This is a genomic window from Aurantiacibacter rhizosphaerae (genome assembly GCF_009807005.1).
GTDB lineage: Bacteria > Pseudomonadota > Alphaproteobacteria > Sphingomonadales > Sphingomonadaceae > Alteraurantiacibacter > Alteraurantiacibacter rhizosphaerae.
The window spans coordinates 676998-700647 of the sequence record NZ_WUBR01000002.1 but is presented as its reverse complement, the minus strand read 5'-3'; the positions used below and the strand labels follow the sequence as shown (position 1 = coordinate 700647).

General features: G+C 61.4%; 26 protein-coding genes. 19 read left to right on the top strand and 7 right to left on the bottom strand.

The window, feature by feature from the left end; genetic code table 11:
• The 17 genes from rpsH to GRF63_RS10760 all read left to right on the top strand — a co-directional run bounded on the left by rpsH (position 1) and on the right by GRF63_RS10760 (position 13896).
• The gene (gene rpsH / locus GRF63_RS10840) at positions 1-396 is read left to right on the top strand and encodes a 30S ribosomal protein S8 (protein ID WP_160486004.1); all 396 of its coding nucleotides are present in this window, start codon (positions 1-3) and stop codon (positions 394-396) included.
• Entirely contained in the window at positions 396-929 is a 534-nt protein-coding gene (gene rplF, locus GRF63_RS10835) for a 50S ribosomal protein L6 (RefSeq protein WP_160486003.1), read from the top strand. Before rpsH ends, rplF begins: the two co-directional genes overlap by 1 nt.
• 1 nt (position 930) lies before the next feature.
• Entirely contained in the window at positions 931-1275 is a 345-nt protein-coding gene (gene rplR / locus GRF63_RS10830; RefSeq protein ID WP_160486002.1) for a 50S ribosomal protein L18, read from the top strand.
• The gene (rpsE, locus tag GRF63_RS10825) at positions 1275-2081 is read left to right on the top strand and encodes a 30S ribosomal protein S5 (RefSeq protein ID WP_237392417.1); all 807 of its coding nucleotides are present in this window, start codon (positions 1275-1277) and stop codon (positions 2079-2081) included. Before rplR ends, rpsE begins: the two co-directional genes overlap by 1 nt.
• A 5-nt stretch (positions 2082-2086) precedes the next feature.
• Positions 2087-2266 (top strand): 50S ribosomal protein L30, encoded by a 180-nt coding sequence (gene rpmD / locus GRF63_RS10820; RefSeq protein ID WP_160486001.1) that lies wholly within the window; start codon positions 2087-2089, stop codon positions 2264-2266.
• Positions 2267-2393: 127 nt separating this feature from the next.
• Positions 2394-2921, top strand: coding sequence for a 50S ribosomal protein L15 (rplO, locus tag GRF63_RS10815; protein WP_160486000.1), 528 nt, complete (start codon positions 2394-2396; stop codon positions 2919-2921).
• Between the two features lie 103 nt (positions 2922-3024).
• Entirely contained in the window at positions 3025-4389 is a 1365-nt protein-coding gene (secY, locus tag GRF63_RS10810; protein ID WP_160485999.1) for a preprotein translocase subunit SecY, read from the top strand.
• Between the two features lie 40 nt (positions 4390-4429).
• Positions 4430-5080: an adenylate kinase gene (locus tag GRF63_RS10805; RefSeq protein ID WP_160485998.1), complete on the top strand. Its 651-nt coding sequence runs from the start codon at positions 4430-4432 to the stop codon at positions 5078-5080.
• Positions 5081-5116: 36 nt separating this feature from the next.
• Complete coding sequence (locus GRF63_RS10800; RefSeq protein WP_160485997.1) at positions 5117-5686, top strand: hypothetical protein; 570 nt, start codon at positions 5117-5119, stop codon at positions 5684-5686.
• A gap of 286 nt (positions 5687-5972) precedes the next feature.
• On the top strand, positions 5973-6341 hold the full coding sequence (gene rpsM / locus GRF63_RS10795) for a 30S ribosomal protein S13 (RefSeq protein ID WP_160485996.1): 369 nt from the start codon (positions 5973-5975) through the stop codon (positions 6339-6341).
• Positions 6342-6396: 55 nt separating this feature from the next.
• Complete coding sequence (gene rpsK, locus GRF63_RS10790) at positions 6397-6786, top strand: 30S ribosomal protein S11 (RefSeq protein WP_160485995.1); 390 nt, start codon at positions 6397-6399, stop codon at positions 6784-6786.
• 107 nt (positions 6787-6893) lie between these two features.
• A complete protein-coding gene (locus GRF63_RS10785; protein WP_160485994.1) occupies positions 6894-7949 on the top strand; it encodes a DNA-directed RNA polymerase subunit alpha in 1056 nt (351 codons plus the stop codon).
• 104 nt (positions 7950-8053) lie between these two features.
• Positions 8054-8473, top strand: a complete 420-nt coding sequence (gene rplQ, locus GRF63_RS10780; protein WP_160485993.1) for a 50S ribosomal protein L17 — start codon at positions 8054-8056, stop codon at positions 8471-8473.
• An 85-nt stretch (positions 8474-8558) separates the two neighbouring features.
• A complete protein-coding gene (locus GRF63_RS10775; RefSeq protein WP_160485992.1) occupies positions 8559-9998 on the top strand; it encodes a serine hydrolase domain-containing protein in 1440 nt (479 codons plus the stop codon).
• Positions 9999-10084: 86 nt separating this feature from the next.
• A complete protein-coding gene (locus tag GRF63_RS10770; protein WP_160485991.1) occupies positions 10085-12217 on the top strand; it encodes a prolyl oligopeptidase family serine peptidase in 2133 nt (710 codons plus the stop codon).
• A gap of 130 nt (positions 12218-12347) precedes the next feature.
• Positions 12348-12923 (top strand): hypothetical protein, encoded by a 576-nt coding sequence (locus tag GRF63_RS10765; protein WP_160485990.1) that lies wholly within the window; start codon positions 12348-12350, stop codon positions 12921-12923.
• A gap of 97 nt (positions 12924-13020) precedes the next feature.
• Complete coding sequence (locus tag GRF63_RS10760) at positions 13021-13896, top strand: hypothetical protein (protein WP_202131677.1); 876 nt, start codon at positions 13021-13023, stop codon at positions 13894-13896.
• Here the strand turns inward: GRF63_RS10760 and GRF63_RS10755 are convergent.
• The 5 genes from GRF63_RS10755 to lpdA are packed head-to-tail and all read right to left on the bottom strand — an operon-like array spanning position 13893 to position 17888.
• Positions 13893-14513, bottom strand: a complete 621-nt coding sequence (locus GRF63_RS10755; protein ID WP_160485989.1) for a trimeric intracellular cation channel family protein — start codon at positions 14511-14513, stop codon at positions 13893-13895. The genes GRF63_RS10760 and GRF63_RS10755 overlap by 4 nt on opposite strands.
• Positions 14510-15178, bottom strand: a complete 669-nt coding sequence (locus GRF63_RS10750; RefSeq protein WP_237392416.1) for a PepSY domain-containing protein — start codon at positions 15176-15178, stop codon at positions 14510-14512. The genes GRF63_RS10755 and GRF63_RS10750 overlap by 4 nt, the downstream gene beginning before the upstream one ends.
• A gap of 50 nt (positions 15179-15228) precedes the next feature.
• Positions 15229-15660, bottom strand: a complete 432-nt coding sequence (locus tag GRF63_RS10745; protein ID WP_160485987.1) for a VOC family protein — start codon at positions 15658-15660, stop codon at positions 15229-15231.
• Positions 15657-16475, bottom strand: coding sequence for a hypothetical protein (locus tag GRF63_RS10740; RefSeq protein WP_160485986.1), 819 nt, complete (start codon positions 16473-16475; stop codon positions 15657-15659). Before GRF63_RS10740 ends, GRF63_RS10745 begins: the two co-directional genes overlap by 4 nt.
• On the bottom strand, positions 16476-17888 hold the full coding sequence (gene lpdA, locus GRF63_RS10735; protein ID WP_160485985.1) for a dihydrolipoyl dehydrogenase: 1413 nt from the start codon (positions 17886-17888) through the stop codon (positions 16476-16478). It lies immediately after the preceding gene.
• Positions 17889-18004: 116 nt separating this feature from the next.
• Between lpdA and GRF63_RS10730 the strand changes: the two genes are divergently transcribed.
• Both GRF63_RS10730 and GRF63_RS10725 read left to right on the top strand, forming a co-directional pair.
• The gene (locus tag GRF63_RS10730; RefSeq protein ID WP_160485984.1) at positions 18005-18478 is read left to right on the top strand and encodes a MarR family winged helix-turn-helix transcriptional regulator; all 474 of its coding nucleotides are present in this window, start codon (positions 18005-18007) and stop codon (positions 18476-18478) included.
• Positions 18471-19496 carry a S41 family peptidase gene (locus GRF63_RS10725; protein WP_160485983.1) on the top strand — a complete coding sequence of 342 codons (1026 nt, stop codon included), beginning with the start codon at positions 18471-18473 and terminating at the stop codon, positions 19494-19496. Before GRF63_RS10730 ends, GRF63_RS10725 begins: the two co-directional genes overlap by 8 nt.
• On the opposite strand, the gene odhB is transcribed toward GRF63_RS10725, so the two are convergent.
• Together odhB and GRF63_RS10715 are read right to left on the bottom strand one after the other, a co-directional pair.
• Entirely contained in the window at positions 19493-20758 is a 1266-nt protein-coding gene (odhB, locus tag GRF63_RS10720; RefSeq protein WP_160485982.1) for a 2-oxoglutarate dehydrogenase complex dihydrolipoyllysine-residue succinyltransferase, read from the bottom strand. The genes GRF63_RS10725 and odhB overlap by 4 nt on opposite strands.
• Before the next feature lie 37 nt (positions 20759-20795).
• A complete protein-coding gene (locus GRF63_RS10715) occupies positions 20796-23633 on the bottom strand; it encodes a 2-oxoglutarate dehydrogenase E1 component (protein WP_160486335.1) in 2838 nt (945 codons plus the stop codon).
• Positions 23634-23650 lie beyond the last annotated feature (17 nt).

Sequence of the window (23650 nt, the reverse complement as noted above, 5' to 3'; positions counted from 1 at the left end):
ATGGCTATGACCGATCCCCTGGGTGATATGCTCACCCGCATCCGCAACGGGCAGCAGGCTAAGAAGGACTCCGTCCTTTCGCCCGCTTCCAAGCTGCGTGCAAACGTACTCGAAGTTCTCCAGCGTGAAGGCTACATCCGTGGCTATTCCGAGGATGCGAGTGGCAAGCACCCTGCGCTGCGTATCGAACTGAAGTATTTCGAGGGCGAACCTGCGATCAAGCATGTTGCCCGCGTCTCCAAGCCTGGCCGCCGCATCTACTCGGGCTCGAAAGAGCTTCCGGCAGTGCGCAACGGCCTTGGCATCACCATCGTCTCGACGCCGAAGGGCGTGCTTTCGGACAACGAAGCGCGCAACGAAAACGTCGGCGGCGAAGTGCTTGCGGAGGTATTCTGATGAGCCGCATTGGCAAAAGGCCGGTAGCGCTTCCTAGCGGAGTGACCGCCAAGACCGAAAACGGCACGCTCAGCGTGAAGGGCCCCAAGGGTGAGCTCTCCATGAGCATGTTCGACCTGATCGAATACAAGATCGAGGGCGACGAGATCCAGGTCGACCCGATCAACAAGACGCAGAAGGCGCGTCAGTTCTGGGGCATGCAGCGCACGCTCGTACAGAACCTTGTTGACGGTGTGACCGAAGGTTTCACCAAGGTGCTCGAAATCACCGGCGTTGGTTATCGTGCGCAGGCACAGGGCAAGAAGCTGAAGCTTCAGCTCGGTTTCAGTCACGATGTCGATCTGGACGTTCCCGAAGGCGTGGAAGTCAAGACGCCCGACCAGACCACGGTCGAGATTTCGGGTATCGACAAGCAGAAGGTCGGGCAGTTCGCTGCCGAGATCCGCGAATGGCGCAAGCCTGAGCCTTACAAGGGCAAGGGTGTGAAGTATCGCGGCGAGTATATCTTCCGCAAGGAAGGGAAGAAGAAGTAAGATGGCAAAGCTTTCCCTCTTTGAACGTCGCCGTCGCCGCGTGCGCACTGCGCTTCGCAAGCGTTCGGGTGACAAGCCCCGTTTGTCCGTGCACCGCACAGGGCAGCATATCTATGCGCAGATCATCGATGATTCCGATGGCCGCACCGTCGCCGCCGCCAGCACGCTGGGCGCCGATGGTTCGGGTGCGAATGTCGATGCCGCCAAGAAGGTGGGCAGCGATATCGCCGCAGCCGCCAAGAAGGCTGGCGTGACGACCGTCGTGTTCGACCGCGGCGGGTTCCTGTTCCATGGCCGCGTCAAGGCGCTGGCCGATGCCGCGCGCGAAGGCGGGCTGGAGTTCTGATGATGGCTGACGAAACCAACAACAACGAAGAGACCAAGGTCACGAACGAGGGTTCTACCCCGACGCCGACCATGGCAACCACTGAAGCTGCCGAAAACCAGTCACCGGCCCAGGCCGATGATGGCAATGCCCGCACCCGTGACAACAATCGCGGTGGCGGTGGCGGCCGCGGTCGTGGTGGCCCCGGCGGCGGACGTGACAACAACCGCGGCCGTGGCCGTGGTGGTCGTGATGATCGTCGCGGCGGTCGTGGCGGCGATGATGATGGCGAGGAGCTGATCGAGAAGCTCGTCCACATCAACCGCGTTGCCAAGGTGGTGAAGGGCGGTAAGCGCTTCGGTTTCGCCGCGCTGGTCGTGGTTGGCGATGGCAAGGGCCGCGTCGGCTTTGGCCATGGCAAGGCTCGCGAAGTGCCGGAAGCCATCAACAAGGCAACCGCTGCTGCGAAGAAGAAGATGATCCGCGTGCCGCTGAAGGAAGGTCGTACCCTCCATCACGATGGCAAGGGTCACTTCGGCGCAGGCCGCGTTGTCGTTCGCTCGGCACCTGCTGGTACCGGCATCATCGCCGGTGGCCCGATGCGTGCCGTGTTCGAAGCTTTGGGCGTTGCCGATGTTGTGACCAAGTCGGTTGGCACCTCCAACCCCTACAACATGATCCGCGCCACGTTCGACGGCCTGACCAACCAGTCCTCGCCGAAGTCTGTTGCGCAGCGTCGCGGTAAAAAGGTTGCAGACCTGCTGGGTCGTGGCGGCCAGGTGAGCGAAGCCGAGGCCCAGGCCGAAGCTGAAGCGATCACGGAGTAAGATCAATGGCTACCATCAAGATCAAGCAGATCGGTTCGCCGATCCGTCGTCCCGAGAGCCAGCGCAAGATCCTCATCGGTCTTGGCCTCAACAAGATGCACAAGGTTGTCGAGCGTCAGGATACCCCTGAAGTTCGCGGAGCGGTTGCCAAGGTGCCGCACCTTGTGGAGATCGTGGAGGGCTAAGCCCCGCCGCGATTGGGCCGCGATTGGCAAAACAATTTGACGGTAGTGGCCCGCTGGCGTAGCGGGCCGCTTCCATTTTTACAGATTTGAATTTTTGGCGCGAACAAAGCGAAAGCGAGTGCAGACTATGAAACTTAACGATCTCCGTGACAACGAAGGCGCCCGCAAGGCCCGCATCCGCGTCGGCCGTGGCATTGGTTCCGGCAAGGGCAAGACGTCCGGCCGTGGTCAGAAGGGCCAGAAGAGCCGCTCCGGCGTTGCCGTAAAGGGCTTTGAAGGCGGCCAGATGCCGCTTCACATGCGCCTGCCGAAGCGTGGCTTCAACAACCCGTTCGGCAAGGACTATGCCGAAGTGAATATCGGCGCGATCCAGAAGCTGATCGACAATGGCAAGCTGGACGCCAAGTCCACGATTGACCACGCCGCGCTGAAGGCTGCCGGTGTTGCTCGCGGTGGCAAGGACGGTGTCCGCCTGCTGGCCAAGGGCGAGCTTTCCGCCAAGGTTACCTTCAACATTGCAGGTGCCTCCAAGGGTGCCGTGGCAGCTGTCGAAAAGGCCGGCGGCAAGGTCGATATCATCGATCTTGGCAAGCCCGAGCACGAAAAGAAGGCTGAGCGCCGCGAAGCCAACAAGGCCGCGAAGAGCGCCCAATAACAGGATAAAGGCACGCGCGGGTTCGACATTGGGCCCGCGCGTCCCTATCTAGCCTTCCTGTGCCGGGAGGGACCGGCGGAATTACCAGGATAAGATACTTCTCATGGCATCTCGCGCCGACAATATCGCCAGCTCGCTGAGCTTCTCGAACTTCAGCAAGGCCACAGAGCTCAAGCAGCGCATCTGGTTTACCATCGGTGCGCTGATGGTTTTCCGTTTTCTCAGCTTCGTGCCGCTCCCGGGCGTCAACCCGCTGATCCTGGAAACCCTGTACGACCAGACGCGTGGCGGCATCCTCGACATGTTCAACATGTTCTCCGGCGGATCGCTGGAACGCATGAGCCTCATCGCGCTGGGCGTCATGCCCTATATTACCGCCTCCATCGTTATCCAGCTCGCCGCTTCGCTGCACCCCAGCCTGATGGCGTTGAAGAAGGAAGGCGAGGCCGGTCGCAAGAAGCTGAACCAGTACACTCGCTATGGCACGGTGTTCTTGTGCGCGATCCAGGGCTGGTTCCTGGCCAGCGGGCTTGAGGCATATGGCGCGTCGAGCGGGCTGCAGGCCGTGGTCGACCCCGGCATCATGTTCCGCGTCGTATCGGTCATCAACCTTGTTGGCGGCACCATGTTCCTGCTGTGGCTGGGTGAGCAGATTACTGCACGCGGCATCGGCAATGGCGTATCGCTGATCATCATGGCGGGCATCGTCGCCCAGTTCCCTACCTTTACGGCAAACCTGTTTGAAGGTGGCCGCACCGGCTCCATCAGCGGCGTGCTGATCGGCGGGCTGATCGTGATGGTCGTCATTCTGATCCTGGTGATCTGCTTCTTCGAGCGCGCCCAGCGCCGATTGCTGATCCAGTATCCCAAGCGCGCCACTCAGCGCGGCGGCATGCAGGCCGATCGCTCGCACCTGCCGCTGAAGCTCAACACCGCCGGCGTTATCCCGCCGATCTTCGCCAGTTCGCTGCTGCTCTTGCCTCTGACGATTACCCAGTTTGCGGGCAATTCCGTGGACACTAGCAGCGCCTGGGGCAGTGTGATCGTCACGCTGAACCAGTATCTGGCGCACGGACAGCCGCTTTACATGCTGCTGTATGGCGCGGGCATCATGTTCTTTGCCTTCTTCTACACCGCGGTTGTCTTCAATCCGGAAGATACGGCGGACAATCTGAAGAAGAACGGTGGCTTCATTCCGGGCATCCGTCCGGGCAAGCGCACTGCCGATTACCTCGATTACGTCCTGACACGCATCACCGTGGTCGGCGCAATCTATCTGACCGCGGTCTGCATTATCCCCGAATGGGGCATTGCACAGACGGGCCTGCCGCTGTTCCTTGGCGGCACCAGCCTGCTCATCGTGGTCAACGTCACCGTAGACACTATCAGCCAGATCCAGTCGCACCTGCTGGCACACCAGTATGGCGATCTGATCAAGAAGGCCAAGTTGAAGGGCCGCATGCGCTAGGCTAGCGCTGGAGGTTCTTCAAAGAGGGGATTCGCGTTTCATGAACATCATCCTTTTGGGGCCTCCGGGCGCAGGCAAGGGCACCCAGTCCTCCAATCTGGTGCAGCACCACGGGATGCGCCAGCTGTCGACGGGCGACATGCTGCGTGCCGCCGTAAAGGCGCAGACCCCTGTTGGTATCAAGGCCAAGGAAGTCATGGATCGCGGAGAGCTTGTCTCCGACGAGATCGTGTCTGCCCTGATAGACGCGGAGCTGGCGGCGATGGGCGATGACGTAGGCGCCATTTTTGATGGCTACCCGCGTACTGAGGCACAAGCCGTGGCACTGGACGAGATTCTCTCCAGCCATAACCGCAAGCTTCATCACGTCATCGAACTGGTGGTTGATGAAGAAGCACTGGTGGACCGCGTGACGGGCCGTTTTACCTGCGCCAATTGCGGTGAGGGCTATCACGATCGGCACAAACAGCCTGAGAAGGAAGGCGTGTGCGACAAATGCGGCGCTACCGAGTTCAAGCGCCGGCCCGATGACACGGAAGAGACCGTGCGCACCCGCATGAAGGAATACCGCGCAAAGACCGCGCCGATCCTGCCGTATTACGACAAGCGCGACCTGGTGCAGCGGGTGGATGGCATGGCCTCCATCGATGCGGTGACCACCGAAATCGAGAAGGTGTTGGCGTCAGGCTAAGCCTCGCGTATCCCTCTTCCATTCGGAGGAGGGATCATGAGTTTCGCAAGACTTGCCATTCCGGCAACCCTAGTGGCCATCGGCTATTCCGGCTCTGCTGCTGCGGAGGTGGTTACATCCACCTCCGGCGGTTTCGCCACTCATGATGAGGCCGTGGTCTCAGCCGACCGTGATGAGGTCTGGCAGGAGCTCGTTCACCCGGAAAGCTGGTGGAGCCACAGCTGGTCCGACGATTCCAATAACCTGCAACTCGACGCCGTGGCGGGCGGTTGCTTTTGCGAGAACCTTCCGGGCGAGGGTGATTGGCCAGCAGGCTCTGTGGAGCACATGCGGGTTATCATGGTGATGCCCGGCAAGGCCTTGCGCATGTCCGGTTCGCTTGGGCCCTTGCAGGCGGAAGGGTTGGCGGGAACGCTCACCGTCACACTGGCGGATACCGATACGGGGGAGGGCACGCGCATCAGCTGGGACTATGTTACCGGCGGCCAGTCGCGCATTCCTGCGGCACAGCTGGCCCCGGCGGTCGATGCGGTGCAATCGGAATTCCTGGGCGGACTGGTGGCAAGGCTTGGCGGGGATATACGCCAGACTGTCGACAGCGAGTGATACGGGTTTTGACTAGGCCGCACTTGCGCGGTATATAAGGGACATCGGAGCGCATATGCTCCCGCGCGCAGCAGAAGTTTCTGTATGCGAGCTTTCGGCTGTTGACGCAGGAGGGGAATCACCCTATCTGCGCCCTCTACTCGTCCAATAGTATCTATGGTGACAATCTGGCGGCAGCCTTTTGGCAAGCCTCCTGTTTTTGCTTTCGGAACATCGGGGCGGGTTTGTTTAGCGATGAGATAGGGGCGTCACACTGGCGCATTCCCTGTGGAGCATGGAGAATTAAGTGGCTCGTATTGCCGGGGTAAACATCCCCACCAACAAGCGCGTTATTGTAGCGCTCACCTACATTCACGGTATCGGTCCCACCACTGCAGTGAAGATTGCCGACAAGCTCGGCATTGATCACTCGCGCCGCGTGCAGGACCTGACGGACGCAGAAGTCCTTCAGATCCGTGAAACCATCGATGCCGATTACACCGTGGAAGGCGACCTTCGTCGCAACACCGCGATGAACATCAAGCGTCTGATGGACCTCGCCTGCTATCGTGGCCTGCGTCACCGCAAGGGCCTGCCCGTTCGCGGTCAGCGCACCCACACCAACGCCCGTACCCGCAAGGGCAAGGCCAAGCCGATCGCCGGCAAGAAGAAGTAAGCTGGGTTAATTTCCCAGGCTTTTTCCTTCTTTACAGATACGAGGAATACGACAGATGGCACGCGAACCAGGCCGAGTAAGGCGCCGCGACAAGAAGAACATTTCAAGCGGTGTTGCACACGTCAACTCCAGCTTCAATAACACCATGATCACCATCACCGATGCGCAGGGCAATGCAATCAGCTGGTCCAGCGCTGGCATGATGGGGTTCAAGGGCAGCCGCAAATCCACGCCTTATGCCGCGCAGGTCGCTGCTGACGACGCAGGCAAGAAGGCCGCCGAGCACGGCGTGCGGACGCTCGAGGTAGAGATCAAGGGTCCGGGTTCGGGCCGTGAAAGCGCGCTGCGGGCGCTGCAGGCGGTGGGTTTCACCATCACCAGCATCCGCGACGTGACGCCGATCCCGCACAATGGTGTGCGGCCATCAAAGCGTCGCCGCGTCTGATCGAAGCCTGCCGCGGGGCTCACGCTCCGCAACCAGTCACTCGCATCGGCCGCGGCGTTCCAGCGCTCCGCGGCCTTTGTGCCACGAAATACCTTTAGGGGAAGTCCATGTCCGTCAACACGAAGAACTGGCAGGAACTGAAGAAGCCCAATACCCTCGAAATCAAGGAAGGCGCAGACAAGAAGCGCAAGGCGACCTTTGTCGCTGAGCCGCTTGAGCGTGGCTACGGCCTGACGCTGGGCAACGCCCTGCGCCGCGTCCTGCTTGCCAGCCTTCAGGGTGCGGCCATCACCTCGATCAAGATCGAGAACGTGCTGCACGAATTCTCCAGCCTTGCTGGAGTGCGCGAAGATGTTACCGACATCGTTCTCAACGTGAAGCAGATCGCGTTGAAGATGGAAGGCGAAGGGCCCAAGCGCCTGCAGCTTTCCGCCACCGGCCCCGGCGAAGTGAAAGCCGGCGACATTGCCGTTTCCGGCGATATTGAAGTGCTGAACAAGGATCTGGTTCTGTGCCACCTCGATGAAGGTGCCACGTTGAACATGGAACTGACCGCCGACACCGGCAAGGGTTACTCCCCCGCCGTTCAGAACCGCCCGGCCGATGCGCCGATCGGCCTGATCCCGGTCGACTCGCTCTACTCGCCGATCAAGCAGGTGAGCTACAAAGTCGAGAACGCCCGCGTTGGCCAGGAATTGGACTTCGACAAGCTCTCGCTCTCCATCGAGACCGACGGCACCGTCACCCCTGAAGATGCTATCGCCTATGCGGCGCGCATCCTGCAGGACCAGCTGACGCTGTTCGTCCACTTCGAAGACGGTATCCCGCAGCCTTCCAGCGCCATGATCGGCGTTGCTGCAGAACCGCAGGAAAGCGACACCAACCAGCTCAACCGTTACCTTCTCAAGAAGGTGGACGAGCTGGAACTGTCCGTCCGTTCGGCCAATTGCCTCAAGAACGACAACATCATCTACATCGGCGACCTGGTCCAGAAGACCGAAGCCGAGATGCTGCGCACGCCGAACTTCGGTCGCAAGTCGCTCAACGAGATCAAGGAAGTGCTGTCTTCCATGGGTCTGCGCCTCGGCATGGACATCCCCGGATGGCCGCCCGAGAATATCGAGGAAATGGCCAAGAAGCTCGAGCAGGAACTGCTCGGCTAACTTGCCAGAATAACTTGTCTACAGGGGATTTGGCCGGACCCCGTTTTTCCGGCCTGCACTGGGCTTTCCGTAAAACGGGCCCTTTTCGAACTGGAGAATGAAATATGCGTCACGGTATTAAAGGCCGCAAGCTTAGCCGTAAGTCACAGCATCGCACCGCCATGTTCCGCAACATGGCGGCGGCTCTGATCAAGCATGAGCAGATCCTCACCACCACGGCCAAGGCCAAGGAAATGCGCCCCTATGTTGAAAAGCTGATCACGCTGGCAAAGCGTGGCGGCCTTTCGAACCGTCGCCTGGCGCACAGCCGCCTGCTGGACGATGCGCAGCTGAAGAAGCTGTTCGAAGTCCTGGCAGAGCGTTATGCTGATCGTGACGGCGGCTACACCCGCGTTATCAAGGCTGGCTACCGCGCAAGCGACGCCGCGCCCATCGCCTACATCGAACTGGTGGATCGCGACATGGACGCCAAGGGCCAGGACAGCGGCCCGGTGATGACCGAGGACGAATACGAAGACGCGTAAGCGCTCGTAACCGAACAAAGAAAAGGGCCGACGGAGCGATCCGGCGGCCCTTTTCTTTTGCGCTGCACATGTCACAAGGTGTCCCATGATCCGCACCGCATTCCTGGCTGCCACCGCGCTGTCACTCGCCATTCCCGCAACCTCTCCCGTCTTCGCTCAGGCCATTTCCCAAGAGGAGATGCAACAGCGGTATGATCGCGCGCTGGCAGCCGGCTATAAGGCGCTGTTCCTCTGCAGCGCGATTGCCAATGCAGAGCGTAACGGGGGCACCCGCACGCCGGAGAGCGTGATGAAGTGGGAACTCACCGGCATTCAGTCACCGCTAGACGACATCGTAGAAGACCTTCCCTACGCCATCGTGCGGCGCGGGCAGGCCGAGACGGTGGAGGACGCGGCCGATATCAGCAGCGCCGACGGATATGTCCAGAGCGCGAGCATCGTCCATCGCGTTGAAGTGGAGTGGGCAGACGACACGCCTGCCCGCATGGCCATTCATACGCCGGGCGCGGGCTGCGCCCTGCAACCGATCGGCAGCACTGCTCCCGAAATAGGCGAGCAGGTGTTTGCTGTTACGCAGGCATCTGCAGAGCCTGTCCCCTCCGCACCTGCCGACTCTGCGCTTGAAATCGTTTCAGCGAGCGCATTCGACGCAACCTACGGTGAAGACAGTCGCACCACCGCGATTCTCGTCATGCGCGATGGGACTGTGCTGGATGAGGAATACCTACCGGACTTCGGCCCAGATGTGCCGCAGCGTACATGGTCTGTCGCCAAGAGCATTGCAGCGACACTGGTCGGCGCCGCCGTACAGCGCGGAGAGGCCAGCGTGGGCGATCCGGCAGGGTTGGGCGCGGGCGAGGGCGATCCGCGCGCCGCCATCACGATAGATCACGCATTGCGCATGGCCTCGGGCCGCTACTCCGACACCATAGGGAGTCGGACCGATCCGCTTTACTATGGCGGTGCCACGGTGGAGGAGCGCGCGACGGACTGGCCGCTGGTGCATATGCCCGGTGCAAGCTGGCGATATGCCAACAACGATACGCTGATGGCGATCCGGGCCATGCGCGACGGGTTCGAGGCACATCCGCCTGCCGATTTCTTCCGGCAGGTTGGCATGCTTCACACCGTTGCGGAAACCGACTGGCAGGGCAATTACATCCTCTCCAGCCAGGTCTGGTCCACTGCGCATGATCTTGCGCGGCTCGGCCAGCTCTACCTCAATGACGGCGTCTTGCCCGATGGTACGCGCCTGCTCCCTGAAGGCTGGGTGCAATACGTCTCCGCCCCCAGCGGTCCGCAGCCCGATGGCGAGTGGGGCTATGGCGCGGGATGGTGGATCATGAGCGGGATGGACGGCATTCCCGACGACGCCTTCGCCGCGCTTGGCAATCGCGGGCAGTATGTGGTCGTCATCCCGTCAAAGGATGTTGTCATCGTGCGGCGCGGGGAGGATCCGGCGGGCGGATCGGGCTTCGATATTGCCGCGTTTACGCGCGATGTTCTGGCGGCATTGGGCAAATAGCGACGATAAGCGATTGCAATCATCCAAGTTTCTCACCAAGTATCGACTGAAACGATTAATTCGCTCAGTCAAAGATACGAGGTCGCATGAAACGTACATTGATTGCAGCAGCCACGCTGCTTGCCACCGCTTCCATTCCCGCTAGTGCGCAGGACATGACTGCACCAGACTATCCAGAAACGCGCCGGGGCGACGTTGTTGAGACCATCTTCGGGGAGGCCGTGGCCGATCCCTATCGCTGGCTGGAGGAAGACGTCCGCAACAGCCAGGATGTGGCAAATTGGGTAGATCGGCAGAACACTGTCACCGATGCTTATCTGGCAAAGCTGCCCGCGCGCGACTGGTTTACCAAGCGCATTGGCGAGCTTTACGATTTCGAACGTTTTTCCGTCCCGGTAGAGCGCGGCGGACGCTATTTCTACACCGGCAATTCCGGCCTGCAGAACCAGTCGCCGCTGTATGTGCGCGATAGCCTGGATGCAGCGCCGCGCCTGCTGATCGATCCCAATGAATGGGCAGAGGACGGCGCCACCGCGCTTTCGGGCTGGGTGCCGTCTCCCGATGGCACCAGGCTCCTCTATAGTGTGCAGGATGGCGGCACGGACTGGCGCATCCTGCGCGTGATGGATGTGGCCACAGGGGATCAGATCGGCGGCGAGATTCGCTGGGCCAAGTTCACCGGGCTCAGCTGGGTGGGCGAGGACGGCTTCCTCTATTCCCGTTTCCCGGAGCCTGAGGAGGGCGAGGATTTCCAGGCGATCAACATGAACCAGGCGGTTTATTACCACGCGCTGGGTTCGGATCAGGCTGACGACAGACTGGTGTTTTCCACGCCCGATCATCCTGAACGCAATCACACCGCGCAGACCACCAGCGATGGCCGCTGGGCTATCATCACATCCTCCACCGGCACGGATTCGCGCTATGAGGTGAACCTGATTGACCTTTCGCAAGGCTGGAACACCCGCCCGCTGGTGCCGGGCTTCGAAAACAGCTGGAACCTGATCGATAGCGTGGGCTCTCGCCTGTTCTTCTCCACCAATGCCGATGCGCCGCTGTATCGCGTGGTTTCCATCGACATGGACAACCTGCAGGCGGGGTGGACCGAGGTTCTGGCAGAGCGTGATCAGCCGATTGCCGGTGCGTCGCTTGTCGGCGGACATCTGGTGGTGGAATATCTCGAAGATGCCTCTTCTGCCGCCTATGTCTACACGCTGGATGGCGAACTGGTGCGCGAAATGGACTTTGCCGGTATCGGCAGCGCCAGCGGTTTCTACGGCTCTCCCGATAGCGCGGAGATGTTCTACGCCTTCTCCAGCTTCAACCGCCCTGCCGCCATCTATCGCTATGATGTGTCGAGCGGTGACAGCACCGTGTTTGCAGAGCCGGAGCTGACCTTCAATCCCGATGATTTCGTGGTTGAACAGCGCTTTTACGAAAGCAAGGACGGCACCCGCGTGCCCATGTTCATCATGCGCCGCGCCGATGTGGCCGCCAGTGGCAAGGCTGTGCCGACGCTGCTCTATGGCTATGGCGGTTTCGATGTTTCGCTTACCCCCGGTTTCTCCACCAGCAGAATGGCATGGGTGGAGGCCGGCGGCGCCTTCGCACTCGCCAATATTCGCGGTGGTGGTGAATATGGCAAAGCATGGCACGATGCCGGACGCCGCGCCAACAAGCAGAACGTGTTCGACGATTTCATCGCTGCGGGCGAATTCCTGATTACCGAGGGCGTGACGTCTGAAAATGGGCTGGCCATTCAGGGCGGCTCCAACGGCGGATTGCTGGTGGGTGCTGTGTCCAACCAGCGGCCGGACCTGTTCGCGGCGGGCAATGCCGCTGTTGGCGTGATGGACATGCTGCGTTTCGACCAGTGGACCGCAGGCCGATATTGGGTGGATGATTACGGCTATCCCGATCGGGAGGAGGATTGGCGCATCCTGCGGGCCTATTCCCCGCTGCACAATATCCAGCCCGCTACGGATTATCCTGCACTGCTGGTGACCACCGCAGACACGGATGATCGCGTGGTGCCTGGCCACAGCTTTAAATACACCGCTGCCCTGCAGGCGGAGGATCTTGGAGATCGCCCGCAATTGATCCGGATCGAGACGCGTGCCGGGCACGGTTCGGGCAAGCCGACCGACAAGGCCATAGAAGAAGCATCTGATATTGCTGCATTCCTGGCCTATTGGACGGGGCTGAAGCCGGGCGAGTAAATCGTTCACAATAGGTAGTGTTTTCCTGAACATCGCCTAACACGCGAGTTCAGCGTCTTCTCACAGGGGCTCTCCTATAACTGTGTTCACAGGTGGCAATCCCGTCGCCGGGACCAGTAGGAGAGACCCCATGAAGTCCATTAACAAAGCTCTTGCCAAGGGCACGCTAGGAACCGTCGCGGCAGGTGCGATGGCAGTGGCCTCGGCTTCTCCCGCCATGGCGGACGATCACCGTTATCGGGATCGTGATCGCGATGGGATTTCAGCCGGTGAAGTGATCGCCGGTGCCGTTGTCCTGGGTGGCCTGGCTGCCATTCTGTCGTCCGGCAATAATGACCGATATGATCGGTATGATCGCTATGATCGTCGCGGTTACCGTGGCGACTATCGCGGTGGTTACGACAATGGCCGACGCGCCGTAGAACAGTGCGTTCGCGCCGCAGAGCGGACTGCCCAGCGCTACACCGGTAGCCGCGCCGAAGTTTACGAAATCCGCGATGTGGACCGCGAGCGCCGCGGCTTCGAAGTGAAGGGCCGGATCGCCGTGCGTGATGACTATCGCTATCGCGACCGTCGCGGATATGGCCGCCGTGGAGACTATCGTCGCGGCTATCGCAACGATGGCTGGGACGAGGGACGCTTCACCTGCGACATTCGTCATGGCCGGGTCGTCGATATCGACTTCAAGGGCATCCGCGGCCTTTGATCGCTGATCCATCCATCAAACCGGCAAAGGCGGTTCAGGCTCATGTCAGTCTGGACCGCCTAGCCATGCAAAAGTTCGAAATTCCAGGGGGAATTCAATGATTCGCAAGCCCACCCGTTTCGCCAGCTTTGCCGCCCTTGCCGCTGCGCTTTCCATGGCGGCAACGCCTGTTGCTGGGGCTGAGATGCCCGCTTCCGCTTCACCGGCGAACGCGCATGTTTCGGTGAACACGGGCGACCCTGGTGAAGCCAACCAGTACCGCCGTTATCGCCGTGACCGTTATCGTGGTTATCGCCACCGCAACCGTGGTGTTGATGCTGGCGACGTGGTTGCCGGTGTCGTGGTGCTGGGCGCGCTGGCCGCCATCATCGGATCGTCCAACAAGGATCGTGACAGGGATTACCGCTACGACCGGCGCGACCGCGTTCGGTATGATGACAGGCGGGACCGCAATCACGGCAATTATGAAAGCAGCGGCGTGGAAAGCGCCGTCGACATGTGCGTGGATCAGGTAGAATATGCCGACAAGCGCGTCGAAAATGTCGACGAAGCGCAGCGTTCGGCCAGCGGTTGGAACGTTTCCGGCACGCTGAGTACAGGCCAAAGCTGGCGCTGCTTCATCGACAATGGCGGCGAAATCCGCAGCATCGATTACAGCACCGGCGCCTATACCGAAGTGCTTTCCGAAGCATCGGGATCACAGCACAGCGATGCTGCCTATCGCAATGCCCGCGCCAGAACCCGCACTGCGGCTGACGAAGTCTACAGCTATGACGATGCTGCGCCGGTTGCCACCGTTCCAGGTGGCAGCGATGCACGTCCCGCATATCCCGGTGGCCCGTTGCCGGGAGAAGAAGGCTATGCGGAGGATTGGCAGCCGGATGCCGATGCCGATACGCAAGATGGCGAGTGGGAAGGCGATGGCCGCTACACCACTGCACAGGCGCCCGATTTCGCGCAGCCTGCGCGCTAGTCCTTCACCTCACGCGAATAGGCGGGCAATTCGATCCGCCAGAACATGGCCGCGCCGCGCAGGATGAACCCTGCCAGCGCGGCTATGCCCATGGCCCATTCCTGCTGCACGCCCAGCAAGATCATTATCCCGCATAGGGAGGAGGCAAGGGCGGCTGCGGTCACGTAAAGCTCCGGTCGCATCAGGATGGATGGCACGCCCGCGATAACATCGCGCACGATCCCGCCAACGCAGCCCGTCACCACGCCAAGGATGATCGCGGCAAGCGGCGCGACATCGAAAGCCAGCGCCTTGGCCACGCCCAGCGTGCTGAACACGGCAAGCCCCAGCGCATCGGCCCATTCCAGCCAGCTTCCCTCCCACCATTTGCGCGGCGTGAACCACGCGATCAACGCGCAGATCATCACCACGGGCACCACCCAGAAATCGCGCAGCCAGAAGGCCGGAACGCCCAGCATGGCATCACGCACAGATCCGCCGCCGACGCCTGTCAGCAGCGCGAAGAAGGCGCAGGTGACGAAAGTCTGGTTAAGCCGCGCTGCCAGCAATGCGCCCGAAAGCGCGAACACGGCTGTGCCGCCAAGATCCAGAAAGGGCGGAAGGACGGGCGCGATCATGTCGCTTGGACCCGCGCCTTGCGCCGGCGGAACATCAGGACGCAGCCGAGCAGGGAACCTGCGACGCCCAGCGCGGCAAAGATGATCAGGACCGGATGGCTCGTATCCTCTCGCGCATCCAGATCCATGATGTGGAGCCCCCACATGAAATCGAAAACCCGCCACCAGCCGCTGCGAACCGCCAGCACTTCCCCGGTTTGCGAATGGATGTAGATAAGCGTGTCATCGGCAAAGCGCGCCTGCCAGCTGTTCACAGGCGTGCGCAGGTCAAGCGGGGCGGCATCGGCGGGGTAATAGGTGATGGCATCCAGCGCGGCATCACCGGCATAGGCTGCCAGGGCTATCGCGCGCGCATCGCTTTCCAGCACGGGATTGTACAGCCGCCCGTCCTGCGGCGAATAGCGAAAGCGTGCGCCATTCGCCTCCACCACGATCCAGCCGGGGCCATCGTACAGGCTTTGCAGGGTTACGCTCTTCACCGGACCGCCCAGTCGCGGCATCATTAGTGCGCGGGTTTCCAGTGGCGGCAGTTCTGCGCGCAGATGATTGCCCCGCACATATTCGATGGGGTGCCACACCATAACAAGGCCGGTCACCGTCCACATCAGCACGGGCAGGCCGACCAGCCAGCCGAGCCAGATGTGCCACCTGGCAAATTTGCGCATAAGTTGTTGGCCTGCCATCCGCGCCCGATAGGCGTTTAGGGGAGGCTCCGCTAGTCGGTTGCGAAGAGTTTGGCCCTGTCGGCAAAGGCCTTCATCTCGATGGCATTGCCCGCCGGATCGCGGAAGAACATGGTCGCCTGCTCCCCCGGCTGCCCTTCGAAACGCACGCGCGGGGCGATATCGAACGTCACGCCCTTCTCAATAAGGCGCTGCGCCAGCGCCTTCCATTCGTCCATGTCCAGCACGATGCCGAAATGCGGCACGGGCACATCGTCACCATCCACGGGGTTTGTGCCATGCCCGGCCTTCGCCACGATGGACGGGGCCTGGTGCGCCACGATCTGGTGGCCGTAGAAATCGAAATCGCACCAGTCATTGGAACTGCGGCCCTCCTTGCAGCCCATCACATCGCCCCAGAACTCGCGCGCGGTCTGCAGATTGTCGACGGGGAAGGCGAGGTGAAAGGGCGAAAGCTCGGTCATCGCTGGGGTATCCTGTGCAAGCCCAGGGCAAGGCCAAAGCCCAGAATGGGCGCCGCGCCATAGCCGATAAGCGGGGTTGGGTAGTTCGACATAAGAGCCATCACGCCAAAACCGAAGAACAGCCCGGCAAGGGTGAAACGCTTTGCCCGGTTGAACGGAATGGCGGAAAGCAGCAGCACGAAAGTGGCAATCAGCGCCGCCGCCAGCGCGCCGGCCAGCAGCAGGTTCTGGCTTGCCGCGTCGATCAGAACGCGCTCGACAAAGGGTTGGGGTGGCAATTGCCCGATCAGTGCCATTCTGATGGATGCGAAGAAACCGATGGCCGCCACCGCTCCCACTTTCCAGTCCTTGGTCACATGATGCAGGCCCACGGCTGCAAAGGTGATGGCGAACCCGGTGGCAGCGTCAGGCTGGAAGAAGCTGGCGACCAGTGCGGCCAGCAGGATGGGGGCCGCCAGCAGGCGATTGCGTGCGGCCAGCATGCAAAGCGCCGGGGTGGCCAGCATGCCGCTGTGCAGGGCCAGCGGGCCAAGCGGGAACCAGCGCATCACGCGGTCCCCAGTGATCGATTGCATCTGTGGGCTGACGGCGAGCGGCGCCAGCATTACCACCAGCATTGCGATGGCAAGAATATGCCGACTGGTGGCAGTATGCGGCCCGCGCCCGGCCACGATCCACAGGCTGGCAAGCGCCAGCGCACCGATATTGGTGAGCGCATAGTGCGAGGGTGCACCGGCCAGCGCCATGTATAATGCGCCGGCCAGCACCGGGATGGCCAGCGCCGCAATCGCGGGGAGGCGATCCCGCAGTTGCACCTAGATGTGGATCGGCTTGCCCTGAACGCCCATCGCCGCCTCTTTCATGGCTTCGGCATGGGTGGGGTGGGCATGACAGGTGTAGGCGATGTCTTCCGACGTTGCGCCAAATTCCATGGCCAGCGCGGCCTCTGCAATCATGGTGCCTGCGACAGAGGCGATCGCCCACACGCCCAGCACACGGTCGCTTTCGGCCTCCGCGATCACCTTCACCAGGCCATCTGGCTCGTGATTGGTCTTCGCGCGGCTGTTCGCCATCATCGGGAACTTGGACGTCTTGATGGCCTTCTTGTCGCCGCCCATCTTTTCGATGGCTTGCTCTTCCGTCAGGCCCACGCCGGCGATTTCGGGCCAGGTGTAGACGACGCTGGGGATCACATCGTGGTTCACGATGCCGGTATCGCCAGCGATCCATTCGGCCACGGCAATGCCTTCATCCTCGGCCTTGTGCGCCAGCATGGGGCCGGGCACCACATCGCCAATGGCGCGCACACCGTCGACGCTGGTGCGGAATTCGCCGTCCACCTCGATCTGGCCGCGATCATTGGTTGCAAGGCCGATGGCATCGAGACCCAGCCCATCGGTGTTGGGCTTGCGACCGATGGACACCAGCACACAATCGGCCGTCATCGTCTCTTCATCGCCGCCCTTGGCAGGTTCCAGCGTGATCGTGGCAGTATTGCCCTTCACGGAAACGCCGGTGACCTTGGTGGAAAGCTTGAACTCAATGCCCTGCTTCTTGAAGATCTTGCGCGATTCCTTGCGGATATCGCCGTCCATGCCGGGCAGGATCTCGTCCAGGAACTCCACGCAGGTGACCTTCGCGCCAAGGCGGCGCCACACGCTGCCCAGTTCCAGCCCGATCACGCCGCCGCCGATCACCACCATGTGATCCGGCACCTTGGGCAGTTCCAGCGCGCCGGTGGAATCCACCACCACGTGATTGGCATTGTCGACCTCGACATTGGGAAGCGGCGTGACGCTGGAACCGGTGGCGATCACCACTTCCTTGGCCGTCACCTTCTCGCCGCCCACCTCAACGGTGTGCGCGTCCACGAATTTTGCGTGGCCCTTCTTCCAGTCGACCTTGTTCTTCTTGAACAGGAACTCGATGCCCTTGGTGAGGCCATCCACCGCCTCGATACGCTGGCCGTGCAGCTTTTCCATGTTGAGCTTGGGGCTGACCTCGATGCCCATGTGCTCCATCGTGCCGTTGCTGGCCGCATCGAAATATTCGGACGCGTGCAGCATGGCCTTGGAGGGAATGCAGCCCACGTTGAGGCAGGTGCCGCCCAATGTCTCACGGCTTTCAGCGCAGGCGACCTTCAGCCCCAGCTGCGCCGCGCGGATCGCTGCGACATAGCCGCCGGGACCGGCACCGATAACAAGGACGTCGTATTCGTAATCAGCCATGTTCTTCTCGCTGTTTTCCCGGCGTAAGCGGGCGATGAGTCGGTTGCCTGCGACATAGAGATTAGTCCGCTCAAGGCAACAGTTGTAGAGCGTGCCGCTTATTTATATAAGGGCTTATGCATTATGATTCGATACCTCCAATCGGGCTTGGCACGCTGCTGCGCGCGGTGCTGGTCCAGCTAGAACCCGCTGTGGAAGCGGCCTATTCCAAGGCCGTGCCGCAAATGCGGTCCCGTTATTATCCGGTCTTCCGCGAATTGCTGATCCGCGAGAGGGCGGGCGTGGGTGACCTTGCCCGCGCGATCGAGGTCACCCAGCCCGCCATGACGCAGACGATCGATGAAATGGAGAAAGCGGGTTTCATAACGCGTGAGCCGGGGGAGGACAGGCGCTCCCGCCTGATTGCACTTTCAGCGCAAGGGGAGGCGGCTGCATCGAATTTGTATCCGGTGTGGATGGCTGTCGCCGCAGCGGCAAAATCGCTGGAACGGGATGCGGGCGTTGCGCTGGATGACGTACTCGGCAACGTTCTTGATGCGCTGGAATTGAAGGATTTTGCCACACGTATCGAGGAGGCTGCCCATGCGTAATCTGATATGTTCGATGATGGTGACGCTACTTGTCGTTACGGTCCACCCCGCCAACGCCCAACCCCTCGGTACACAGCCCGCTAGCACACAGGTCGTCAGCACAAAGGCCATCAGCGCCGCCGAACAGCGGCAGGCGCTGGTACGGGCCGAAAGGCTGATCAGGGATCGCTATGTGCTGGTGGAGAAGGTGGACGCCCTCGCTGCAAGCTTGCGCGAACTGGCGAGCGACGTCGATGGCCTCGTCGAGGGTGAGGCCTTCGCGTCCAAAGTCACCCAACGCCTGCGCGAAGTTTCGGGCGATGGGCACCTCGGCCTTTCCTTCAGTGCCGCGCCTATACCTGAGCCCACCCCCGATAGTGAGGAAGGCGTGCAACTCAACGATGATTTCGAGCAATGGTATGGTGCCGGGGTCAACCATGGGGTTGAAAAGATCGAGCGGCTGGATGGCAACATCACCCTGCTCGACCTGCGCGCATTTCCGCCGCCCGGCATGGGCGCCGACGTGATAGCGGCGGCGATGACCGTGGCGGCCCAGGGCGATGCGCTGATCATAGACCTGCGCCGCAATGGCGGCGGCGCCGATACCGTGGCGCTGGTCCTTGGCTATCTGGTGGAGCCGGGCAGCGCCTATCTGTCGACTTACGACAGGCCCAACGACACCTGGCACCACGAGTCCGTTCCGCATTGGGTGCCCGGCAGGCGGTTTGGCGAGGAGAAGCCGCTTTACGTGCTCATTTCCCGCCGCACCTTTTCGGCGGCTGAGGCGCTGGCCTACAGCTTGCAGGCCGCCGGTCGCGCAACGATCATCGGCGAAACGTCAGGAGGGGGCGCGCACCCGTTCGAATACCGCCGGGTGAGCGATCACTTCGCGCTGGATCTGCCAGAGTGGCGTTCCGAGCATCCGCTCACGGGCACCAACTGGCAAGACGTAGGCGTGCAGCCGGACGTGGCCGTACCCGCCGACGACGCGCTGGATACGGCCGTTAAACTCGCCCGCGAGGCGCTCGCCGTCCCTTAAAGGTCGATCAGCATCCGCATCGGATCTTCGATCGCTTCCTTCATGATCTTCAGTGCTGTCACGGCTTCGCGGCCATCGATGATGCGGTGATCGTAGCTCAGTGCCAGATACATCATCGGGCGGATCACCACTTCGCCGTTCACGGCGACGGGGCGGTCCTCGATACGGTGGAGTCCCAGCACGGCGCTCTGCGGCGGGTTGATGATCGGGGTGCTCATCAGCGATCCGAACACGCCGCCGTTGGAGATGGTGAAGGTGCCGCCCTTCATGTCTTCCATCGTCAGCTCACCGGCCTTGGCGCGCTTGCCGAAGTCGGCGATGGCAAGTTCGATCTCGGCAAAGCTCATCTGGTCGATGCTGCGGACCACCGGCACCACCAGCCCGTTTGGCGCGGAAACGGCGACGGACAGGTCGACGTAATCGTAATAGACGATCTCATCGCCGTCGATCTGCGCATTGACGGAAGGCACGTCCTTCAGTGCCAGCGCCGCAGCCTTGGCAAAGAAGGACATGAAGCCCAGCTTGATGCCGTGCTTCTTGGCGAAGGTATCCTTGTAAGCCTCGCGCGCCTCGATCACGGCGGTCATGTCGCAATCGTTGAACGTGGTCAGCAGCGCGGCTTCCTCCTGCGCGCCCTTCAGCCGCTTGGCAATGGTCTGGCGCATGCGCGTCATCTTCACACGCTCTTCGCGTCGCTCGCCCTTCACTGCGGCGGAGGTGGGTGCAGGGGACGGCGTGGGGGACGGGGCAGGGGCAGCATTCGCGCCCTTGGACTTGGCCGCGGCCAATACGTCTTCCTTGGTCAGACGGCCATCCTTGCCGGTGCCCTTGATGGTGGTGGGGTCCACCCCGTGTTCCAGCACGGCGCGGCGCACGGCGGGAGACATGGTGGGCGCATCTCCGCTTGGAGCCGCGCTCTGGCCGCCATCATCGGGCAGCTTTTCCATCTCTTTCGCGCTTTGGGTGGCGGCATCGTCGGCCTTGGCCTTGGAAGTGGGCGCCGGGGAGGATGATTTGCCCTCCGCGCCTTCTTCCACCATCGCGATGACGGCGCCAACATCCACCGTATCGCCCAGCTCCACGGTAAATTCTGACAAAACTCCAGCAACGGGGGAGGGGACTTCCACCGCCACCTTGTCCGTTTCCAGGCTGACGATCGGCTCATCGGCAGAAACGGCATCGCCGGGCTGCTTCAGCCATTCGCCAACGGTAGCCTCGGTGACAGATTCACCAAGCGTGGGGACTTTAACTTCGGTTGCCATGATCAGCGTTCCTTGCGTGCCTTGTTGAAAGGCTCTTTCACTTCGTGTTGCGCGTCTTGCGCGTTGCAGCCGTGGTGCCGCGTTCGGAGAGGCCCAGTGCGACGGAGACAAGTGCCTCCTGCTGAGCCTGGTGGCGCTTGGCAAAACCGGTTGCGGGGGATGCGGCTTCCTCGCGTCCGGCATAACGTGGGCGCATGCCCTCGTGCCCGGCTGCGGTCAGTGCATCCTCGATACGGTTCTGCACGAAGAACCATGCACCATTGTTGTGCGGTTCTTCCTGGCACCACACCACCTCTTCCAGATTGGGCATGCGCTGCATGCGCACGGCCAGCGGTTCGCCGGGGAAGGGGTAAAGCTGTTCGATGCGCACGATGGAGACATCGTCCACGCCTTCCTCGTCCCGCTTTTCCATCAAATCATAGGCGACCTTGCCCGAACACAGCACGAGGCGGCGAACCTTCTCGTCCGCGATCTCTGTCTTGTCGGATAGGATGCGCATGAAATGGCTGTCACCCTTGAACCACTTGGCATCGCTTTTCGCCATGGGATGACGCAGCAGGCTTTTGGGGCTCATGATGATCAGCGGCTTGCGGAACGGGCGCAGCATCTGGCGGCGAAGCACGTGGAAGTAATTCGCCGGGCTGGTGATGTTGCAAACCTGGATATTGTCGTTCGCGCACAGTTGCAGGAAGCGTTCGAGGCGGGCGGAGGAATGCTCCGGCCCCTGGCCTTCATATCCATGCGGCAACAGCATCACCAGGCCATTGGCCCGCTGCCACTTCACTTCGCCCGCGGCAATGAACTGATCGATCATCACCTGCGCGCCATTGGCGAAATCGCCAAACTGCGCTTCCCACAGCACCAGCGTCTTGGGATCGGCAAGGCTGAAACCATATTCAAAGCCCAGCACGCCAAATTCGCTGAGGGTGGAATCATACACCTCGAACTTGCCGTGGGGCAGGGTGGCGAGGGGGATGTATTTTTCCTCGTTACGCTGATCAACCCAGATGGCGTGACGCTGGCTGAATGTGCCGCGACCCGAATCCTGGCCGGACAGGCGCACGCCGAAGCCTTCTGTCACCAGGCTGCCAAACGCCAGCGCCTCTGCCGTGGCCCAGTCGAAACCGGTGCCGCTGTCGAACATCTCGCGCTTGGCATCCAGCACGCGTTGCAGCGTCTTGTGCACGTGCAGATCTTCGGGGACGGTCGTCAGCGTGCGGCCAAGCGAGTTGAAGAGCTTCTCTTCGATCGCGCTGTGCACATTGCGGCGCGCGCTTTCCGGATCGGCAGGCTTGTGCAGGCCGCTCCAGCGACCGGCAAACCAGTCCACTTCATTGGGCTTGTAGCTCTTGCCGGCCTCGAACTCTTCATCGAGATGCGCGATAAATTCCGCGCGCATTTCCGGCGCCGTGCCATCTTCCAGCACGCCTTCCTTCTTCAGTCTCTCCGAATAGATTTCGGATACGCGGGGATGCTGCTTGATCTCGTCATACATCATCGGCTGAGTGAACTTGGGCTCGTCACCCTCGTTATGGCCGAAGCGGCGATAGCACCACATGTCGATCACGATGTCGCGCTTGAACTTTTGCCGATATTCGATGGCCAGCTTGCAGGCGAAAGTCACGGCTTCCGGATCGTCACCATTCACGTGCAGGATCGGGGCCTGAACGCCCTTGGCAACGTCAGACGGATAGGGGCTGGACCGCGCGAACTTGGGGCTGGTGGTAAAGCCGATCTGGTTGTTGATGATGAAGTGGATGCAACCGCCGGTGGAATAGCCGCGCACGCCGGACAGGCCAAAGCACTCCCACACCACGCCTTGGCCGGCAAAGGCCGCATCGCCGTGGATCAGCACGGGCAGCACCTGCTGGTGATCGTCCAGATCGTCCCGGAAGGCCTGCTGTGCGCGGGTCTTGCCCAGCACCACGGGGTTCACCGCCTCAAGATGCGATGGGTTCGGCACCAGGCTCATATGCACCTTGATACCGTCAAACTCGCGGTCCGTGCTGGTGCCAAGGTGATATTTCACATCGCCCGATCCGCCCACGTCATCGGGATTGGCAGAGCCGCCGGAAAATTCGTGGAAGATCACCTTGTATGGCTTTGCCATCACATTCGCGAGCACGTTCAGACGGCCGCGGTGGGCCATGCCGTAGATGATCTCGCGAACGCCGGTGGCGCCGCCATATTTGATCACAGCTTCCAGCGCGGGGATCATGGCTTCGCCGCCGTCGAGGCCGAAGCGCTTCGTGCCGACGTATTTCTTGCCGAGATATTTCTCGTATTCCTCGCCGCGGATCACCGCTTGCAGGATGGCGCGCTTGCCTTCCGGCGTGAAATGAATGGTGTCTTCGGGGCTTTCGAAATGATCCTGCAGGAACCGCCGTTCCTCGGTATCGGCGATGTGCATGTATTCCAGGCCCACATGCCCGCAATAGGTGTTGCGCAGAGCGTTGTAGAGCTCGCCCACCTTCACCCATTCGAAACCGAATGCGCCGCCGACGAAGACTTCCTTGTCTTCCTGCCCTTCAAAGCCGTGCCATTTCAGCGTCAGCTCTTCCGGATTGTCCTGATGCGAAAGGCCCAGCGGATCCAGCTTTGCACCCAGATGCCCGCGCACACGATAGAGGCGGATGAGCAGCATGGCCTGGATGGAATCGCGCGCGGCCTCCTCGATACTGGAGGAATCGGTGGGCTTGCCGGCCTTTGCGGCAGCTTCCTTCACCACGGCGACCATATCGGTCGGGTCCATGGCCTGCGCCCATTCGCCGCCATCGTCAGCCAGCGGCCAGCGCGGATTGCTCCACGATGGGCCGGGCTGGGCGCCTTCCTGTGAAGGCATCTCAGGAAGGAAATTTTGCGGCTCTTTACCCATCATGGGCCTCGCGATTG

What these genes read in the sequence shown, in the direction of transcription:
- GRF63_RS10730 (WP_160485984.1), top strand. Translation starts at nt 18,005, where the DNA reads ATGCATTATGATTCGATACCTCCAATCGGGCTTGGCACGCTGCTGCGC.
- GRF63_RS10715 (WP_160486335.1), bottom strand. Translation starts at nt 23,633, where the DNA reads ATGGGTAAAGAGCCGCAAAATTTCCTTCCTGAGATGCCTTCACAGGAA.
- GRF63_RS10775 (WP_160485992.1), top strand. Translation starts at nt 8,559, where the DNA reads ATGATCCGCACCGCATTCCTGGCTGCCACCGCGCTGTCACTCGCCATT.
- secY (WP_160485999.1), top strand. Translation starts at nt 3,025, where the DNA reads ATGGCATCTCGCGCCGACAATATCGCCAGCTCGCTGAGCTTCTCGAAC.
- rpmD (WP_160486001.1), top strand. Translation starts at nt 2,087, where the DNA reads ATGGCTACCATCAAGATCAAGCAGATCGGTTCGCCGATCCGTCGTCCC.
- rplR (WP_160486002.1), top strand. Translation starts at nt 931, where the DNA reads ATGGCAAAGCTTTCCCTCTTTGAACGTCGCCGTCGCCGCGTGCGCACT.
- rplO (WP_160486000.1), top strand. Translation starts at nt 2,394, where the DNA reads ATGAAACTTAACGATCTCCGTGACAACGAAGGCGCCCGCAAGGCCCGC.
- rpsE (WP_237392417.1), top strand. Translation starts at nt 1,275, where the DNA reads ATGATGGCTGACGAAACCAACAACAACGAAGAGACCAAGGTCACGAAC.
- rpsK (WP_160485995.1), top strand. Translation starts at nt 6,397, where the DNA reads ATGGCACGCGAACCAGGCCGAGTAAGGCGCCGCGACAAGAAGAACATT.
- GRF63_RS10800 (WP_160485997.1), top strand. Translation starts at nt 5,117, where the DNA reads ATGAGTTTCGCAAGACTTGCCATTCCGGCAACCCTAGTGGCCATCGGC.
- GRF63_RS10750 (WP_237392416.1), bottom strand. Translation starts at nt 15,178, where the DNA reads ATGCGCAAATTTGCCAGGTGGCACATCTGGCTCGGCTGGCTGGTCGGC.
- rplQ (WP_160485993.1), top strand. Translation starts at nt 8,054, where the DNA reads ATGCGTCACGGTATTAAAGGCCGCAAGCTTAGCCGTAAGTCACAGCAT.
- GRF63_RS10785 (WP_160485994.1), top strand. Translation starts at nt 6,894, where the DNA reads ATGTCCGTCAACACGAAGAACTGGCAGGAACTGAAGAAGCCCAATACC.
- GRF63_RS10725 (WP_160485983.1), top strand. Translation starts at nt 18,471, where the DNA reads ATGCGTAATCTGATATGTTCGATGATGGTGACGCTACTTGTCGTTACG.
- GRF63_RS10770 (WP_160485991.1), top strand. Translation starts at nt 10,085, where the DNA reads ATGAAACGTACATTGATTGCAGCAGCCACGCTGCTTGCCACCGCTTCC.
- GRF63_RS10760 (WP_202131677.1), top strand. Translation starts at nt 13,021, where the DNA reads ATGATTCGCAAGCCCACCCGTTTCGCCAGCTTTGCCGCCCTTGCCGCT.
- GRF63_RS10745 (WP_160485987.1), bottom strand. Translation starts at nt 15,660, where the DNA reads ATGACCGAGCTTTCGCCCTTTCACCTCGCCTTCCCCGTCGACAATCTG.
- odhB (WP_160485982.1), bottom strand. Translation starts at nt 20,758, where the DNA reads ATGGCAACCGAAGTTAAAGTCCCCACGCTTGGTGAATCTGTCACCGAG.
- GRF63_RS10805 (WP_160485998.1), top strand. Translation starts at nt 4,430, where the DNA reads ATGAACATCATCCTTTTGGGGCCTCCGGGCGCAGGCAAGGGCACCCAG.
- GRF63_RS10765 (WP_160485990.1), top strand. Translation starts at nt 12,348, where the DNA reads ATGAAGTCCATTAACAAAGCTCTTGCCAAGGGCACGCTAGGAACCGTC.
- GRF63_RS10755 (WP_160485989.1), bottom strand. Translation starts at nt 14,513, where the DNA reads ATGATCGCGCCCGTCCTTCCGCCCTTTCTGGATCTTGGCGGCACAGCC.
- rpsH (WP_160486004.1), top strand. Translation starts at nt 1, where the DNA reads ATGGCTATGACCGATCCCCTGGGTGATATGCTCACCCGCATCCGCAAC.
- lpdA (WP_160485985.1), bottom strand. Translation starts at nt 17,888, where the DNA reads ATGGCTGATTACGAATACGACGTCCTTGTTATCGGTGCCGGTCCCGGC.
- rplF (WP_160486003.1), top strand. Translation starts at nt 396, where the DNA reads ATGAGCCGCATTGGCAAAAGGCCGGTAGCGCTTCCTAGCGGAGTGACC.